The following is an 18,040-nucleotide window of genomic DNA, read 5'->3' on the forward strand; positions in this document are numbered from 1 at the left end:
GTTCTACTCTGAAGGATTCATAGCTTATTTCACCACAATATTAACCAATTTAGTTGGCTTCGATAGTCCAGTGGACTATTGAAGGTGGTAAATAGGGCTAATAAACTCGTTATTTAACAACAATATTAACGAGTTTATTAGGTACACTAATCACTTTCACAATTTCTTTGCCGTCAATCTCTGCTTTGACTTTTTCGTTATCTAGAGCAATTTCTTGCAATTCTTCGCGTGATAGATCTTTAGCGACCATGAGTTTGGCACGGACTTTACCTTTGATTTGGACAACGATTTCGATTTCGTCTTCAACCAATTTGCTTTCATCCCAAGTTGGCCAAGCTACATAAGAGATAGACTCACCTGTTGCTGCCACTTTTTGCCAGAGTTCTTCTGCCAAGTGAGGCGCAAATGGGGCGATTAATTGGATAAAGCCTTTGGCGTAGTTCACATAGAGCTTGTCTTCCTTGTTAGCCGCATTGACAAAGACCATGAGTTGGGCAATGGCTGTGTTGAATTTCATGGACTCGATTTGCTCAGTGACAGCCTTAACGGTTTCGTTGTAAACCTTGTCCAGAGCACCATTGTTTTCCGCAACGATTTCCTTACTTGTGATTAAACGGTAAACACGGTCAAGGAATTTCCGGCTTCCTTCCAAACCTTCTTCTGACCAAGCAATCGAAGCATCGAGTGGTCCCATGAACATTTCATAGACACGAAGGGTATCAGCACCGTATTGTTCCACCACATCGTCTGGGTTAACCACGTTCTTGAGGGATTTAGACATCTTAGCTGGTGCTTGCTCCAACTCTTCTCCTGTTTCCACATGGAAGAAGGAACCGTCACGTTTTTCAACCTTGTCAGTTGCCACAAGAGCCCCACGATGGTCACGGTAGCTTGTTCCCAAGATCATTCCTTGGTTAAAGAGTTTTTGGAATGGTTCTTTAGTTGGAACGACACCGAGGTCATAGAGGAATTTATGCCAGAAACGAGCGTAAAGCAAGTGAAGAACGGCGTGTTCTGCACCACCCACGTAGATATCGACTGGCAACCATTGTTTGAGGAGGTCCTCATCAGCCAATTTCTCTGTGTTGTGTGGATCGATATAGCGGAGGTAGTACCAACTTGAACCGGCCCATTGTGGCATAGTGTTGGTTTCACGACGACCTTTGACGCCATCTTCACGAGTCACTTCAAGCCAGTCTGTCAAGTTAGCCAATGGGCTTTCCCCAGTCCCTGAAGGGCGGATGTCCTTGGTTACTGGCAAGACAAGTGGCAACTCATTTTCTGGAACTGCTGTTGACGTCCCATCTTCCCAATGAATGATAGGAATTGGTTCACCCCAGTAACGTTGACGACTAAAGAGCCAGTCGCGGAGACGGTAAGTGATTTTTTCTTGACCACAGCCTTTTTCTTCCAACCATGCCACAATCTTGGCAATAGCATCTTCTTTGTTCAATCCATCTAGGAAGTCTGAATTAACGTGAAGGCCATCTTCTGTATAAGCAGCTTCAGCTACATTTCCACCTTCCAGTACTTCTACGATTGGAAGGCCAAATTGTTTGGCAAATTCCCAGTCACGTTGGTCGTGGGCAGGGACAGCCATAACAGCACCTGTACCATAGCTAGACAAAACGTAGTCGGCAATCCAGATTGGGATTTCCTTGCCATTGACAGGGTTGATGGCATAAGCACCAGTCCAAACCCCTGTTTTTTCTTTGGCAAGGTCTGTACGAGCCAAGTCAGACTTGAGGCTGGCTTGGTGTTTGTAGTCTGCAACTGCTTCAGCTTGTTCTGGGCTGACGATAGCATCTACCAAATCATGCTCAGGTGCCAAGACAGTGAAAGTCGCACCGAAAAGAGTATCTGGACGTGTAGTAAAGACAGTGAATTCCTTGTCAGTCCCTCTCACTTTGAAGGTGACATTGGCACCAGTTGATTTACCGATCCAGTTGCGTTGCATATCTTTGATAGACTCTGGCCAATCCAACTCATCCAAGTCGTTGAGCAAGCGCTCTGCATAGGCAGTAATTTTAAGCATCCATTGGCGCATTGGTTTGCGGACAACTGGATAGCCTCCACGCTCAGAAGTTCCGTCAGGAAGGACTTCTTCGTTGGCGATAGCTGTTCCGAGTTCCTCCACCCAGTTTACGGGCACTTCCGCTTCATAGGCCAAACCTTTTTCGTAAAGCTTAGTGAAGATCCACTGCGTCCACTTGTAGTAGTTTGGATCTGTTGTATTGACTTCACGATCCCAGTCGTAAGAGAATCCAAGCGCATTGATTTGGCGTTTGAAGTTGGCAATATTTTCCGCTGTAAATTCTGCTGGGTCATTCCCCGTATCCATGGCATATTGCTCTGCAGGCAATCCAAAGGCATCCCAACCCATTGGGTGAAGGACATTGTAGCCTTGGGCACGTTTGAAACGGCTAAGGATATCTGTAGCTGTATAGCCTTCTGGGTGTCCTACGTGAAGACCCGCTCCAGATGGGTAAGGGAACATGTCAAGTGCATAAAACTTAGGTTTTGAGGCATCTGTTCCTGTCTTAAAGGTATGATGGTCAGCCCAGTATTTTTGCCACTTAGGCTCGATTTCTTTATGATTGTAAAAACTCATAGCGTCTCTCCAATTTTCGTGATGCTCCTATTATACCATTTTTAGGGGGAATATTGTTCTCCTTTTCGTGTTTTTTATCGTTTCGCACTTTGAGCACTAGGCTATTCTACAAAATAATTTCTAAAAATTCTCCAATATCTATCATTTACCATTCAATTATTCCTTCATAAATAATATAGATGCAAGAAAGGTCTTTTTATGGTAGAATATAGGAAAGTGCTTTCTCAGAAGGAGGGGAAAATGAACAAACAAACCATCGCTGTTTTAGGGCCTGGTTCTTGGGGTACTGCTCTGTCACAAGTTTTAAATGACAATGGACACGAAGTTCGTATCTGGGGAAATATTCCTGACCAAATTGACGAAATCAATACACAACATACCAATAAACGCTATTTCAAGGATATTGTATTAGACGAAAAAATTGTAGCCTATCATGATTTGGCAGAAGTTTTGAAAGGTGTTGACGCTGTTTTGTTCGTAGTCCCAACTAAGGTGACCAGACTGGTAGCTCAACAAGTGGCTGCTGTTCTTGACCATAAAGTCGTCATCATGCATGCTTCAAAAGGTCTTGAGCCAAATAGTCACAAACGTCTCTCAACTATTCTCGAAGAAGAAATTCCTGAAGAGTTACGCAGTGAAATTGTGGTTGTATCTGGTCCTAGTCATGCGGAAGAAACGATCGTCCGCGACATCACCTTGATCACTGCTGCTTCGAAAGATTTACAAACCGCTCAATATGTCCAAAAACTCTTTAGCAACCACTACTTCCGTCTTTATACCAATACAGATGTGATTGGAGTAGAAACAGCTGGTGCTCTTAAAAATATCATTGCTGTTGGTGCAGGTGCCCTACATGGACTTGGCTTTGGAGACAATGCAAAAGCTGCCATTATCACGCGCGGGCTTGCAGAAATCACTCGTCTGGGTGTCAAGCTTGGTGCAAATCCACTGACTTATAGCGGACTTTCAGGGGTTGGGGATTTAATCGTTACCGGGACTTCTGTCCACTCACGTAACTGGCGAGCTGGAGATGCTCTTGGACGTGGCGAAGCCTTAGCTGATATCGAAGCCAATATGGGAATGGTCATCGAAGGAATTTCAACAACCAAAGCAGCTTACGAATTGGCGCAAGAGCTTGGAGTTTATATGCCTATTACTCAGGCTATCTACCAAGTTATTTATGAAAATGTTAATATTAAAGATGCTGTTTCTGAACTCATGAGTAACGAGTTCAAGGCAGAAAACGAGTGGTCATAATCACCGTTAGAAAGGAAGCTCATGAAGCAAAAAGTTAGAAAAGCTGTTATCCCTGCCGCGGGGCTTGGAACTCGTTTCCTTCCAGCAACCAAAGCCTTGGCCAAAGAAATGTTGCCAATTGTGGATAAACCAACCATTCAATTCATCGTTGAAGAAGCTCTTAAGTCTGGAATTGAGGATATTCTTGTCGTAACAGGGAAGTCAAAACGTTCGATCGAAGACCACTTTGACTCAAACTTTGAACTAGAATACAACCTCAGGGAAAAGGGGAAAACGGATCTCTTAAGATTAGTGGATGAAACGACTGGCATGCGCCTTCACTTTATTCGTCAAACACATCCACGTGGACTCGGAGATGCCGTTTTACAAGCCAAAGCATTCGTCGGGAACGAACCCTTTGTGGTAATGCTCGGAGATGATCTCATGGATATCACTGATGACAATGCTGTTCCATTGACCAAGCAGCTTATGAATGATTATGAAGAGACTCACGCTTCTACCATTGCAGTCATGCCTGTACCACACGAAGAAGTTTCTGCCTATGGTGTCATCGCGCCTCAAGGAGAAGGAAAAGACGGACTTTACAGTGTTGAAACCTTCGTTGAAAAACCAGCGCCTGAGGATGCTCCAAGTGATCTTGCCATCATCGGTCGTTACTTACTCACACCTGAGATTTTTGGTATCCTTGAAAATCAAAAACCTGGTGCCGGAAATGAAATCCAACTAACAGACGCTATCGACACACTCAACAAAACTCAACGAGTATTTGCTCGTGAGTTTAAAGGCTCTCGTTACGACGTCGGAGACAAGTTTGGATTTATGAAGACTTCCATCGAGTACGCTCTTAAACATCCTCAAGTTAAAGACCACTTGAAAGACTACTTGATTGATCTCGGTAAAGAACTTTCAGGAGAAAAATAAACCCTTAAAACCAGGTTGAATATTCCTGGTTTTTTTATTGCCTAAATAGCTCTAAAGCTAGTCTGAGACTAATTTCTTGCAATCATTGCTTTTATGGTATAATAATAAGGAGTGAGGAAAGAAATGAAAAATACATTATTATCTATGAAAGAAAAAGGACTGGCTTTCCTTCAGTCCCTAAAATCAAAACTAAAAAATATACATTTAGGTAAAGGTGGCCCTAAAAAGACTAAAAAGAAAAAGCAAACCAAAACGAATATTTGGACTATCTTTGCTAATATCTTATTGGGCATCAAGGCAACCTTTAATACCCTATTTATCATCGCCTTCCTTGGTGGACTTTTAGGTACTGGGGTCGTTTTCGGTTATGCTGTATCTCTATTTGACAAGGTAACCGTTCCTCAAACAGAAGATTTAGTCAAACAAGTGAACGATATTTCATCCATCTCTGAAATTCGCTATGCTGACGGTTCCATGATTGGTGCTATCGAAAGCGACCTCCTTCGGACATCTGTCGCATCAGATGCTATCTCAGAAAATCTCAAACAAGCTATCGTTGCGACCGAGGATGAACATTTCGCCGAACATAATGGGGTCGTTCCTAAAGCAGTTATTCGTGCCAGTCTAGGAAATTTTATCGGACTTGGTTCTTCTAGTGGTGGATCGACACTGACCCAGCAGCTCATCAAGCAGCAAGTGGTTGGTGATGCTCCTACACTAGCTCGTAAAGCAACTGAAATCGTGGACGCCCTAGCCTTAGAGAGAGCAATGAGTAAGGACGAAATCTTGACCACCTATCTCAACGTCGCTCCATTTGGCCGTAACAATAAAGGGCAAAATATCTCAGGAGCTCAACAAGCAGCCAAGGGTATTTTCGGTGTTGATGCCAATCAGCTAACGATTCCACAAGCAGCATTCTTAGCAGGATTGCCACAAAGTCCTATCTCCTACTCACCTTATGAATCTACTGGGGAGATGAAGAGCGAAGAGGATATGGAACTGGGTATCAAGCGTTCCAAAGCTGTTCTTTACAATATGTACAGAACAGGAGTCCTCAGCCAAGAAGACTACGAAACCTATAAAGCATACGACATTAAGCAAGATTTCTTGCCAGCAGAAAGTGTAAACGTAACTTCTAAAGGTTATCTCTACTTTACTGCACTTGATGAAGCAACGAATCTCATGTATGATTACTTGGTGAAAAAAGATAATGTTTCCGCTCAAGAACTCAAGAATGAATCTATCCAAAAATCTTATCGTGAATTAGCTGAAAAAGAAATTCAAAATGGTGGTTACCGTATCACAACTACAATCGACAAAGCAATCTATACTGCTATGCAAGATGCTGTAGCAAATTATGGCTACCTTTTAAATGATAGTAGTGGTCAACCTGAAGTTGGGAATGTCTTGATGGATAACCAAACGGGAGCTATCTTAGGATTTGTAGGTGGTCGCGATTATCAAAGCAATCAAAATAACCACGCTTTTGATACCAAACGTTCTCCTGCTTCTACTACAAAACCTATCCTAGCCTACAGTATTGCCATTGACCAAGGTTTGATGGGCAGTGCTAGCATCCTATCAAACTATCCAGCCAACTTTGCCAATGGAACTCCAATCATGCACGTCAACAGTCCGGGGACAGCTATGATAAATCTTAAGGAAGCTCTAAATTACTCCTGGAATATCCCAGCCTACTGGACTTATCGTATGCTTCGTGAAAAAGGAGTTGATGTCCGCTCCTACATGGAAAAAATGGGTTATGAAATCCCAGAATACGGTATTGAAAGTCTTCCTATGGGAGGAGGAATTGAGGTTACTGTAGCTCAACATACAAACGGATACCAAACACTAGCCAATAATGGTATTTACAACAAGAAATATATGATTTCAAAAATTGAAAAAAGTAGTGGTGAAGTAATCTATGAGCATAAAGACGAACCTGTGCAGGTCTACTCTAAAGCGACTGCAACCATTATGCAGAGCCTACTGAGAGATGTACTTTCATCCCGAGTAACTACAAGTTTCCAAAGCGACCTTTATGGCATAAATCCCAGTCTAACACGTGCTGATTGGATTGGAAAAACCGGTACAACCAACGAGGAAGGTGATATGTGGCTCATGCTTTCCACTCCACGGTTGACCCTTGGTGGCTGGATTGGTCACGATGATAACAGTTCGTTAGCCAAAGGTGCATACTATCGTAATGCTAAGTATATGGCTCACCTCGTAAACGCTATTCAACAAGCTTCTCCTTCTGCTTGGGGTTCTGAACGCTTTAGCCTTGATTCAAGTGTCACTTCTTCTCAAGTCCTTAAGTCGACTGGGCAGAAGCCTGGTAGGGTCACTATCAACGGTAAAGAGATTGAAGTAACTGGAGAAACTGTAACCAGTTATTGGGCGAATCAAGCTGGCGCTCCAACGACTACTTATAAATTTGCTATCGGTGGTAGTGATGCTGATTACCAAAATGCTTGGAATACTATTTTAGGAAGTTTACCAAAATCATCTAATTCCAACAATAATAATTCAAGCAACAATAGCAATAATAACAGCAATAATCGAAATAATAATAGCAACAATAACAATAATAACAGCAATAATAGTGGTAATAATAACAATAATACTACCACTGATAGCAACAACTCTTCGTCAAATAGACTACAACGCTGACCTTTCTATATGAATCACTATCAAAAGAATATTTTTAAGGGGACCATCTACTCCCTCCTATCTGGATTAATATGGGGTATTTGTGGTATTTTAGGAGAATTCTTCTTTACCCATTATCAAGTCTCCTCTGGTTGGATTACTTCCATGCGATTAACTATTGCAGGTGGTTTCGTACTTATCCTTTCTAGCTTTAAGTTCCGCTCACAGTTATTCGACCTTTGGAGAAATCGTAACAACTATCTGCCTTTTCTGGCATATGCTATCTTAGGAATCTTCTCCGTTCAGTATTTCTTTTATCTCTGTGTAGAATACTCAAATGCGACAACGGCAACCATCCTACAATTTATCAGTCCTGTCTTCATTCTTATCTACAACCGCATCATCTACAAGAAAAAGGCTTCTAAAAAAGCGATCTTCTATGTTCTGACGGCTATGCTTGGGGTCTTTTTGATGGCGACCAAAGGCGATTTGTCTAAGTTATCCATCACTCCTCTGGCCTTGTTGACAGGGCTTCTCAGTGCGCTGGGCGTCATGTTTAATGTCATTTTACCCCAGCCATTTGCTCGGAAATATGGTTTTGTTCCCACTGTTGGTTGGGGAATGATGCTGGCTGGTCTCTTTAGTAATTTTCTCTACCCTGTTTATAGAATAAGCTTCCAGCTTGATTGGGTAAGCATCTTGATTTGTTTGACCATTGCCTTTTTTGGAACAGCCTTTGCCTTCTTCCTATCCATGAAGGCTGTCTCACTCGTTTCCCCATTGGTGGTATCAGTGGTCAGTGCAAGCGAACCTTTATCATCAGCCATTCTAAGCGTTCTGTTTCTAGGTTTAGTCTTGGATGGCTATCTGCTATTAGATATGATTTTGATTATTATTCCAATGGTCTTCTTATCCATCGAAGAATCAAAGGATAAACTGAAAGAAACTTCTTTTAACACTTAAGGCTTCAAAATTGGAGCCTTTTTTGGTAGAATAGTAAGCATTATAAAGAATGAGGAGACACCTATGACTGCTACAAAAATGAATGCACAAGAAATTATCCAATTTATCGCAAATGCCGAAAAAAAGACCAGCGTAAAAGTGACCTTTGAAGGACAACTTGCTGGAGATATCCCTGCTTCTGTTACCAAGCTAGGAAATGTTCTCTTTGGAGACTGGAAAGATATCGCTCCACTTCTTGAGGGACTTACAGAAAACAAGGACTATGTTGTTGAACAAGACGCTCGCAACTCTGCTGTACCTCTCCTTGATAAGCGCAATATCAATGCTCGTATCGAACCAGGCGCTATCATCCGTGATCAGGTTGAAATTGGTGACAATGCTGTTATCATGATGGGAGCTGTTATCAACATTGGTGCTGAAATCGGTGCTGGCACTATGATTGATATGGGAGCTATTCTCGGAGGACGCGCTATTGTCGGTAAAAATAGTCACGTCGGTGCCGGTGCTGTTCTTGCAGGTGTGATTGAACCAGCTAGTGCAGAGCCTGTCCGTGTCGGTGACAATGTACTCATCGGTGCTAATGCTGTGGTCATCGAGGGTGTTCAAATCGGTAGCGGTTCTGTTGTTGCGGCAGGTGCCATCGTCACTCAAGATGTCCCAGAAAATGTTGTGGTAGCTGGTGTTCCAGCCCGTGTTATCAAAGAAATCGATAGCCAAACTCAACAAAAAACAGCGCTCGAAGATGCGCTTCGCACCTTGTAATTAGTAACAGAGGCGGAAACCTTTCCAGCCTCTTTATCGTATCAATAGAAGGAAATTAGATATGTTAAATTTGATTCAAACTCGACGCGATCTTCACCAAATTCCTGAGATCGGTTTAGAAGAATTCAAGACTCACGCTTATTTGCTCAATGTCATTGAGAAATTAACAGCTGGCAAGGATTTTGTTCAGATTCGTACTTGGCGAACAGGTATTTTAGTTTACTTGCAGGGGAGTCAACCAGACCGTACCATTGGTTGGCGAACAGATATCGATGGACTCCCAATCCTTGAACAAACAGGCCTTTCCTTTGCCTCTCAACACCCAGACCGCATGCATGCTTGTGGGCACGATTTTCATATGACCATTGCACTTGGAAGTCTCGAACGTGCTCTAGAAAAACAACCCAAAAACAATCTCCTCTTTCTCTTCCAACCTGCAGAAGAAAACGAAGCAGGTGGCATGCTCATGTATGAAGATGATGCTTTTGGCGACTGGTTGCCTGACCAATTTTATGGACTTCATGTTCGTCCGGACTTAAAAGTTGGACAGATTGCGACCAATACCCACACACTTTTTGCTGGGACATGTGAAGTTAAGATTCGCTTTAAGGGGAAAGGTGGCCATGCTGCCTTTCCACACCAAGCCAAGGATGCCCTGGTTGCAGCTAGCTATTTTGTGACACAAGTTCAGTCAGTCGTCAGCCGTAATGTCGATCCTATCGAGGGAGCTGTCGTCACTTTCGGTGTCTTTCAAGCTGGAACAACCAACAATGTCATCGCTGATACTGCCTTCTTGCATGGAACCATCCGAGCTCTTACACATAGTATGAGTCTCTTGGTTCAGAAACGTGTCAAAGCCATCGCTGAGGGCGTGGCTGTTGCTTTTGATATGGATGTGGAGATTGAACTCAAGCAGGGAGGTTATTTGCCAGTCGAAAACAACCCTAAATTAGCTCGTGAATTGATGACCTTCTTTGATGAAAAAGAGGAAATTGAACTCATCGATATCGAACCCGCCATGACAGGGGAGGACTTTGGTTATCTTCTCTCTAAGATTCCTGGCGTCATGTTCTGGCTAGGTATTGATAGTCCCTATGCCCTTCATCATCCAAAGATGAGTCCTAAGGAAGAAGCTCTGACTATCGGTGTCGATGCGGTATCAAGCTTCTTAGCCAAGAAAGCTGCGGAGTAAACTATGAAAAAAGTCCTACGCAAGCAGGTCTTGCAAGAACTCAAATCTCTGTCAGCCGAAGAAAAGGAAGTCATGGACGCTTGGTTGACTGAACAACTACTTCTTCATCCCTTCTACAAGGAAGCAAAAACCATCGCCACTTACCTGTCTTTTCCTCATGAATTTCAGACAGCTAGACTCATTGAACAAGCTCAAAAAGATGGGAAGACACTCCTCATTCCCAAAACCTATCCACATGGGAAAATGGACTTTGTTCTATATGAACCAGAGAAACTCGAAAGAAATTCTTTTGGACTTCTTGAACCTCAAGGAGACTTCACAATCCTTAAACCCTCTCAGATTGACCTGATTCATGTACCTGGTTTGGCTTTCAATCCTTCTGGCTATCGGGTTGGCTACGGTGGCGGCTACTATGACAGATATTTGAGCCATTATTCTGGAAACTCCATCAGCACACTTTATCCATGTCAGATTCAGGACTTCCATCCTGAACCACACGATATTCCCGTTAAGGAGGTAATTATCTATGAAAGAGATTTTTGATCGTCGTTATCCCGTCACAAGCTTCTTTCTTCTCGTGACAACCCTGGTTTTTGTCATCATGTTTCTAACCAGTGGTTTCAATTACACAAGTGCAGCAACCTTGTATCAATTCGGAGCTGTATATCCTCCTGCCATCAAGGCCATGCCTGAGCAAGTCTGGCGCCTGTTTTCAGCAATCTTTGTCCACATTGGCTTGCAGCACTTTTTAGTCAACATGCTATCCCTTTACTTTTTGGGGCGTCAGATGGAGGATATCTTTGGTTCCAAACAATTTTTCTTTATCTATCTTTTATCAGGGATGATGGGGAATCTCTTTGTTTTGGTCTTTAGTCCTAATGCCATCTCAGCTGGGGCCTCAACTGCCCTTTACGGCATGTTCGCTTCTATTGTCGTCCTTCGGTATGCTTCGCGCAATCCCTACCTCCAACAGCTTGGTCAATCCTATCTCTCCCTCTTAGTCATCAACCTGATAGGTAGTGTCTTAATCCCTGGAATCAGCCTTGCTGGACACGTTGGGGGAGCTGTTGGTGGCGCATTACTGGCTATCGTCTTCCCAGTCCGAGGAGAACGAAAGATTTATAGCCCAGTCCAACGTGGTCTTGCAACCCTAGCCTTCATTGCTTTATCAGCCCTACTACTTTTTATCGGATTGCTTTAATACAAAGAAAAACCATTGGAATCTCTCTCAGAGAGCTTTATTTCCAATGGTTTTTTGAATCTATTTGAAAAGTTGCTTAAAAGCCATTATTGTCACTGAGTTCTTTGAACCAGTAGCCTGATTTTTTCAGGCGACGTTCTTGCGTTTCTAAGTCAAGCTCGACTAAACCATAGCGGTTTTTATAGCTATTGAGCCATGACCAGCAGTCGATAAAGGTCCAGATCAAGTAACCTTTACAGTTGGCACCGTCTTCGATGGCACGATGAAGCTCACGAAGGTGACCTTTAACAAAGTCAATACGGTAATCATCCTGAATCATTCCATTCTCACGGAATTTATCCTCACCTTCAACACCCATCCCATTCTCGGTCAGCATCCACTCAATATTCCCATAGTTTTCCTTGATGTTTTGGGCAATGTCATAAATCCCTTGCTCATAGATTTCCCAACCACGGTGGGGATTAATCTTACGACCGGGCATGACGTAAGGCTCATAGAAATGCTCTGGCAAGAGCGGACTGTCAGGATGCTTAGCAAAACGTGGCGCCATGACACGCAAGGGCTGGTAGTAGTTGACTCCAAGGAAATCTACTGTATGCTCACGAATGAGGTTCAATTCTTCTGCTGTAGAATCTGGCAGTAAATCATGCTCAGCTAAAATCTCCACTAATTCTTCTGGATAAGTACCCAAGACAGATGGATCTAGGAAAGATTGGGCCTGGAAGAGATCGGCTATACGAGCAGCTTTGACATCCGCAGGATGTTGGCTACGTGGATAGGCGGGAGTCAAATTGAGGACAATCCCAATCTTAGAATCTGGCAGAATTTCGTGACAAGCTTTGACTGCAAGAGTGCTAGCCAGTTGAGTGTTATAGGCTACCTGAACCGCAGCTTTGGCATCCACCTTATGTGGATAATGAGCATCATAGAAATAACCAAACTCAACAGGAACAATAGGCTCATTGAAGGTAATCCACTGATCTACCAAATCACCATAGGTCTCAAAACAGAAACGGGCATAGTCTTCGTAGGCCTTGATGGTCGCCTTATTTTCCCAACCATCGCCATCCTCTTGAAGGGCAAAAGGCAGGTCAAAATGGTAGAGATTGACTAAGAGACGGATGCCCTTAGCCTTAATCGCTTCAAAGACCTGACGGTAGAAAGCCACACCTTGAGGATTGACTTCTCCACGACCCTGCGGGAAAATACGAGACCACTGTATAGAAGTCCGAAAGGCTGTGTGACCTGTTTCTAACAATAGTTCGATATCTTTTTCCCAATTTTCATAAAAGGTCGATGTTTTGTCTGGTCCAATCCCATTATAGAAGCGATTTGGCTCTACTTGGTACCAATAATCCCAGAGATTATCTCCTTTGCCGTCACTAGGTACTCGTCCTTCTGTCTGTGGTCCAGAAGTTGAAGAACCCCAGACAAAATCCTTTGGAAATTTTAGCATAGCTCTACCTCTTTACTTACTCATTTTATCTTTATTTTATCTCATTATAAAGAAAAAACAAGGCAAAAACTAGTTACATTTTTGTCTTGTTTTTCTTCTGATTATAGATTTTATTTAGTTGTTAGGATTTCAAGGGTTTCAAGCAAGTTATCAGCGTGAACTTCGATTGTATCTCCTGTCGCCTTGATCTTAACTTCTACGATACCATCAGCTGCTTTTTTACCTACAGTGATACGGATCGGAAGACCAATCAAATCGCTGTCACTGAATTTAACACCGACACGTTCGTTACGGTCATCTGTCAAAACTTCGTAGCCTTTATTGACCAAAGCTTCTTCGATACGATTTGTCAATGCAAGACTTGCTTCATCCTTGACATTAACTGGAATCAAATGTACATCAAATGGCGCCAATTCTTTAGGGAAGTTGATTCCCCAAGCGTAACGGTATTCACCTTTTGGAGTTTTGTTCACAAAGAGGCGAGCGTGTTGCTCCATAACTGCTGAAAGGAGACGACTAACACCGATACCATAACATCCCATGATAATTGGAACTGCACGACCGTTTTCGTCCAAGACATCTGCTCCCATACTTGCTGAATAACGAGTACCGAGTTTGAAAATGTGACCAATTTCGATACCACGCGCAAAATTGAGCACACCTTGTCCATCTGGAGAGATTTCACCCTCACGAACTTCGCGGATATCGACATACTCGGCAGTGAAATCACGACCTGGATTCACACCAGTCAAGTGGTAACCATCTTCGTTAGCACCAACAACAGCATTGCGACTATCTTGCACCTTGCGGTCAGCGATGATTTTAACAGTTTCTGGAAGATTGACTGGACCAAGAGAACCAAAATCAGCTCCCAACAATTCTTTCACTTCCGCCTCAGTTGCAGCTTCTAAGAAGTCTGCACCAAGGTAGTTTTTCAATTTGACTTCATTGAGTTGGTCATTGCCAACCAGTAAGGCTACAACCGGCTCTTGGTCTGCGATATAAACCAAGGTTTTGATTGTTTGGTCTTCTGAAACATTTAGGAAGGCAGCTACTTCATCAATCGATTTGACACCTGGTGTTTCCACACGAGCGACTTCTTCTTCAGCAACGACACGGTTGCTTGGTTTGTACTCGTTAGTTGCCATTTCCAAGTTAGCTGCATAGCTTGACTCACTTGAGTAGGCGATTGTATCTTCACCAGAAACCATCCATTTCAGCAATTCTGCCTTGATTTCTTCTTGCACTTCTGCAGGGATTTCGTCAAATGATGCGACAGACTTGTCTAACACTACCCAACGGTCAAGGTCTGTACGAGCAGGTGTGATAGCCATAAATTCTTGGCTGTCCTTACCACCCATGGCTCCACCGTCACCGATGATGGCTTTAAAGTCCAAGCCACTACGAGTGAAGATACGTTCGTAGGCTGCCTTGTACTCATCATAAGTAACATCCAAACTATCATAGTTAGCGTGGAAGCTATAGCCGTCTTTCATGATGAATTCACGAGTACGAAGAAGTCCATTACGAGGACGTTTTTCATCACGGTACTTAGGCTGGATTTGGTAAAGGTTGAGTGGCAATTGCTTGTAAGACTTAACAGAATCACGGACAATGGCTGTAAAAGTCTCTTCGTGGGTTGGACCTAGGATAAAGTCTGACTTTTCACGGTTTTTCAGTTTATAAAGGTCTTCACCATAGGTTTCATAACGACCTGACTCACGCCAAAGATCAGCACTGAGAAGGGCTGGAGCCAGCATCTCAACCGCACCAATCTTGTCAAATTCCTGGCGCATGATGTTCTTGGCTTTTTCAATCACACGGTTAGCAAGTGGCAGGTAGGAATAGACACCTGCAGATACTTGACGAACATAACCAGCACGCAACATAAGGGCATGACTGATAACTTGAGCATCGCTTGGCATTTCGCGAAGCGTTGGAATAAGCATTTTACTTTGTTTCATATTTTTCCTCAAATTCTAAAAGAAGGTTCGCATGATGTCGTTCCATGTTACTGCGAGCATCAAAACGACCATAATGACAACTCCAACTAGAGTAACATAGGTTTCAATTTCTTGTTTTAGTGGTTTACGGCGAATGGCTTCAATGATGTTAAGCACGATTTTTCCACCATCTAGCGCCGGAATCGGAATCAAGTTGAAAATCCCGATATTGATGGAAATCATAGCCAAGAAGAACAAGACATTCTCCAGACCATTTTTAGCAGCATCACTACTTGCCTTAAAGATAGCAACAGGCCCACCTAGTTTATTCAAATCAGGTTGGAAGATCAAGCTTTTCAAGGCATTGAGAATGCGCAAGGCTGAATCAGCCGCACTGGTAAATCCACCTACAAACATAGACCAGATATCTGATTTAAGTCTTGGTTGAACCCCTAGAATATAACGTCCTTGATTCTCAACAGGTGACACACTGACTTGTTTTTCAGTTCCATTTTCAGAGACGGTGACATCCAATACAGGTGCTGTTTTGTCCTTGGTCTCTGCTTCAACCGCTTGAATCAAATCTTGCCAGTTACTGATTTCGTGTGAACCGACTTTAGTGATTTGCGCCGTATTTTCAATACCGACCTTGGTTAGTGCACTGTCGGGAAGAATACTGAAGTTATTCGTTTGCGTATCGCGAACGCCACCTTGCATGAAAATCAAAATCCAAAAGACGATAACGCCTAAGATGAAGTTGTTCATAGGACCTGCAAAGTTGGTAATAAGCTTGCCCCAGACAGTCGCATTTTGATACTGAACATCTAGCGGAGCGATACGAACTTCCGTCCCATCAGCTTCTACAATAGTCGCATCATGGTCTACCGAAAAAGTTTTTTCCTCTTCCAAAACCAGACCTGTGATAAAGAGTTTATCCTCAAAGTCAAACTGGGTTACCTGCATAGGAAGAGCCGTTTGATCGACCTTCTTACCAGACAAATTGATGCGCTTAACCTTGCCATCTTCAGCCAAGGTCAAACTAACAGGAGTTCCTGTCTTAATCTCTGTGGTATCCTCACTCCAACCTGCCATGCGGACATAACCACCAAGCGGTAGGAGACGAATCGTGTAAGCAGTCCCGTCTTTTCCAATATGGGCAAAAATCTTTGGCCCCATACCAATGGCAAATTCACGAACCAGAATTCCAGACTTCTTAGCAAAGTAGAAATGGCCGAACTCGTGAACCACCACGATAATTCCAAAAACAAGGATAAAGGTTAATAATCCTAACATTTAATATCTCTTCACCTTTCCTTAAAATAAGCCAAAGAGGTGCATAATAGGGAAAACAGCCAACATAGAGTCAAAGCGATCCAGCACCCCACCATGTCCTGGGATAAATTTCCCCGAATCCTTGACACCAAAATGGCGTTTCATGGCACTCTCAATCAAGTCACCCAATTGCCCTGCAATACTAAAGAAAATAGCAAAGAGCGTCATTTTGTAAATTCCATAAGGAAGGGCAACCGTACTATCCACTAACATAAAGATAAGAGTGACAAGCATGGCAGCTAAAATTCCACCAAAGGCTCCCTCGATGGATTTGTTCGGAGAGACTCTCGGAGCCAATCTTCTCTTACCGAAATTCATTCCGACCAAGTAAGCACCACTATCAGTTGCCCATACGATACAGAGGGCCAAGAGTGCTTTGTCCAAGCCTGCAATTCGAGCATCCACTAAAGCATTGAATCCAAAACCAACATAGAAACTCATAGCGATTGGGTATACAGCATCTTCAATGGTGTAATTCTTGCTAAAAACAGTGCAACCTAACATGATAAAAATCACAACACCATATGCGACAACATTCCCATCTACAGGTAAAAATGTCAAGTAGTTTTCTAGGGGGATTGTCAGTGCGAAAGTCGCTAATAAGGTCAGCAAGCCCTCAGGAGTCATGGTATTTAACCCCTTCATCTGGAGCAATTCACGAACCCCAAGCATGGCTAAAATTCCCATAGCAATCTGTAACCAAAGCCCACCAATCACCAAGAGAGGGATAAAGATTGCTAAGGCCAAACCGGCAAATATCGTTCTCTTTAATAAATCCTTTTTCATAACTTTTTCCTAAACTCCTCCAAATCGACGATTGCGGCGATTATACTCTGCAATAGCCTCTTTCAAAGCTTCCTCATCAAAGTCAGGCCACAAAACATCTGTGAAATAAAGTTCACTATAAGCTGCTTGCCAAGGCAAGAAATTGCTCAAACGAAGCTCCCCACTCGTTCGAATGATTAAGTCCGGATCACGCAAAGTTTTCGGCAAATGCCTCGTAAAGAGATATTCCCCAATCAACTCTTCCGTAATATCACCTGGATTCACCTTAGCATCCAAAACATCCTGCGCAATCAACTTGACCGCTTGTGTAATCTCAGCTCGTCCACCATAATTGAGGGCAAAGTTAAGAATCAAACCTGTATTTAACTTGGTCAACTCCTCTGCCTTTTTCAAAGCTTCAAAAGTTTGTTTAGGCAAGCGATCAGTTTCCCCAATCATTTGGATCTTCATATTCTTTTGGTGCAATTCGGGGACATACTTATCATAAAATTCAACAGGCAAGTTCATGATAAACTTGACTTCCTGGTCTGGCCGTGTCCAGTTTTCAGTCGAGAAGGCATAAACAGTCATAGCCTTGACACCCATATCACTAGCAGCAATCGCTACCGTTCTCAAAGCATCCATCCCAGCCTTATGACCAAAGACACGTGGCTGCATCCGTTTTTTAGCCCAACGACCATTGCCATCCATGATAACTCCGATATGTGCTGGCACCACTGCTGGTGTTTCTGTTACTTTATCTTTTTTAAAAAATCCAAACATGATTGTATTCCTATTTAAAAATCTATCGTTTCATTATACCATATTTTTCGCTTTTCTTCTATCATATTCTCTTATTCTAAGGCGGGATTTCCTATAGAACTCCTATCTTTCCAAACGAACAAGCCTTGCATTTCCAAAAGAAAGTTGATACAATAAAACATAAAGATTTTATCCTTGTTCAATCACAGGGGGTTTTTATTGA

Annotated in this window: 14 protein-coding genes; 8 read left to right on the plus strand and 6 right to left on the minus strand. The window is 42.9% G+C overall.

What is annotated here, in order from left to right; all coding sequences use genetic code 11:
- Nucleotides 1-109: 109 nt before the first annotated feature.
- Nucleotides 110-2,611, minus strand: coding sequence for a leucine--tRNA ligase (gene leuS / locus NGI26_RS05655; protein WP_251937366.1), 2,502 nt, complete (start codon nt 2,609-2,611; stop codon nt 110-112).
- A gap of 240 nt (nt 2,612-2,851) precedes the next feature.
- Between leuS and NGI26_RS05660 the strand changes: the two genes are divergently transcribed.
- From NGI26_RS05660 to NGI26_RS05695, 8 genes are all read left to right on the plus strand, one after another.
- The gene (locus NGI26_RS05660; protein WP_251937369.1) at nt 2,852-3,868 is read left to right on the plus strand and encodes an NAD(P)H-dependent glycerol-3-phosphate dehydrogenase; all 1,017 of its coding nucleotides are present in this window, start codon (nt 2,852-2,854) and stop codon (nt 3,866-3,868) included.
- Between the two features lie 21 nt (nt 3,869-3,889).
- Nucleotides 3,890-4,789, plus strand: coding sequence for a UTP--glucose-1-phosphate uridylyltransferase GalU (gene galU, locus NGI26_RS05665; RefSeq protein WP_251937372.1), 900 nt, complete (start codon nt 3,890-3,892; stop codon nt 4,787-4,789).
- 123 nt (nt 4,790-4,912) lie between these two features.
- Nucleotides 4,913-7,462: a penicillin-binding protein PBP1B gene (gene pbp1b, locus NGI26_RS05670; protein WP_251937397.1), complete on the plus strand. Its 2,550-nt coding sequence runs from the start codon at nt 4,913-4,915 to the stop codon at nt 7,460-7,462.
- A 9-nt stretch (nt 7,463-7,471) separates the two neighbouring features.
- The gene (locus NGI26_RS05675) at nt 7,472-8,404 is read left to right on the plus strand and encodes a DMT family transporter (protein ID WP_251937400.1); all 933 of its coding nucleotides are present in this window, start codon (nt 7,472-7,474) and stop codon (nt 8,402-8,404) included.
- Nucleotides 8,405-8,467: 63 nt separating this feature from the next.
- Nucleotides 8,468-9,166, plus strand: a complete 699-nt coding sequence (gene dapD, locus NGI26_RS05680) for a 2,3,4,5-tetrahydropyridine-2,6-dicarboxylate N-acetyltransferase (protein ID WP_251937403.1) — start codon at nt 8,468-8,470, stop codon at nt 9,164-9,166.
- A 61-nt stretch (nt 9,167-9,227) separates the two neighbouring features.
- Nucleotides 9,228-10,358 carry an N-acetyldiaminopimelate deacetylase gene (locus NGI26_RS05685; protein WP_251937406.1) on the plus strand — a complete coding sequence of 377 codons (1,131 nt, stop codon included), beginning with the start codon at nt 9,228-9,230 and terminating at the stop codon, nt 10,356-10,358.
- A 3-nt stretch (nt 10,359-10,361) separates the two neighbouring features.
- Nucleotides 10,362-10,901, plus strand: coding sequence for a 5-formyltetrahydrofolate cyclo-ligase (locus NGI26_RS05690; protein WP_251937408.1), 540 nt, complete (start codon nt 10,362-10,364; stop codon nt 10,899-10,901).
- Nucleotides 10,885-11,559, plus strand: a complete 675-nt coding sequence (locus NGI26_RS05695) for a rhomboid family intramembrane serine protease (RefSeq protein WP_251937409.1) — start codon at nt 10,885-10,887, stop codon at nt 11,557-11,559. Before NGI26_RS05690 ends, NGI26_RS05695 begins: the two co-directional genes overlap by 17 nt.
- A gap of 76 nt (nt 11,560-11,635) precedes the next feature.
- Here NGI26_RS05695 and gmuD read toward each other — a convergent pair whose 3' ends face one another.
- From gmuD to uppS, 5 genes are all read right to left on the minus strand, one after another.
- Nucleotides 11,636-13,015 (minus strand): 6-phospho-beta-glucosidase GmuD, encoded by a 1,380-nt coding sequence (gene gmuD / locus NGI26_RS05700; protein WP_251937411.1) that lies wholly within the window; start codon nt 13,013-13,015, stop codon nt 11,636-11,638.
- A gap of 110 nt (nt 13,016-13,125) precedes the next feature.
- Entirely contained in the window at nt 13,126-14,979 is a 1,854-nt protein-coding gene (locus tag NGI26_RS05705; RefSeq protein ID WP_251937412.1) for a proline--tRNA ligase, read from the minus strand.
- Between the two features lie 15 nt (nt 14,980-14,994).
- Nucleotides 14,995-16,251 carry an RIP metalloprotease RseP gene (rseP, locus tag NGI26_RS05710; protein WP_251937413.1) on the minus strand — a complete coding sequence of 419 codons (1,257 nt, stop codon included), beginning with the start codon at nt 16,249-16,251 and terminating at the stop codon, nt 14,995-14,997.
- A gap of 21 nt (nt 16,252-16,272) precedes the next feature.
- Nucleotides 16,273-17,076 carry a phosphatidate cytidylyltransferase gene (locus NGI26_RS05715; RefSeq protein ID WP_251937415.1) on the minus strand — a complete coding sequence of 268 codons (804 nt, stop codon included), beginning with the start codon at nt 17,074-17,076 and terminating at the stop codon, nt 16,273-16,275.
- 9 nt (nt 17,077-17,085) lie between these two features.
- Nucleotides 17,086-17,838 (minus strand): undecaprenyl pyrophosphate synthase, encoded by a 753-nt coding sequence (gene uppS / locus NGI26_RS05720; RefSeq protein ID WP_251937417.1) that lies wholly within the window; start codon nt 17,836-17,838, stop codon nt 17,086-17,088.
- Nucleotides 17,839-18,040: the final 202 nt, after the last annotated feature.

Source organism: Streptococcus sp. Marseille-Q0941, assembly GCF_943736975.1.
Taxonomy (GTDB): Bacteria; Bacillota; Bacilli; order Lactobacillales; family Streptococcaceae; genus Streptococcus.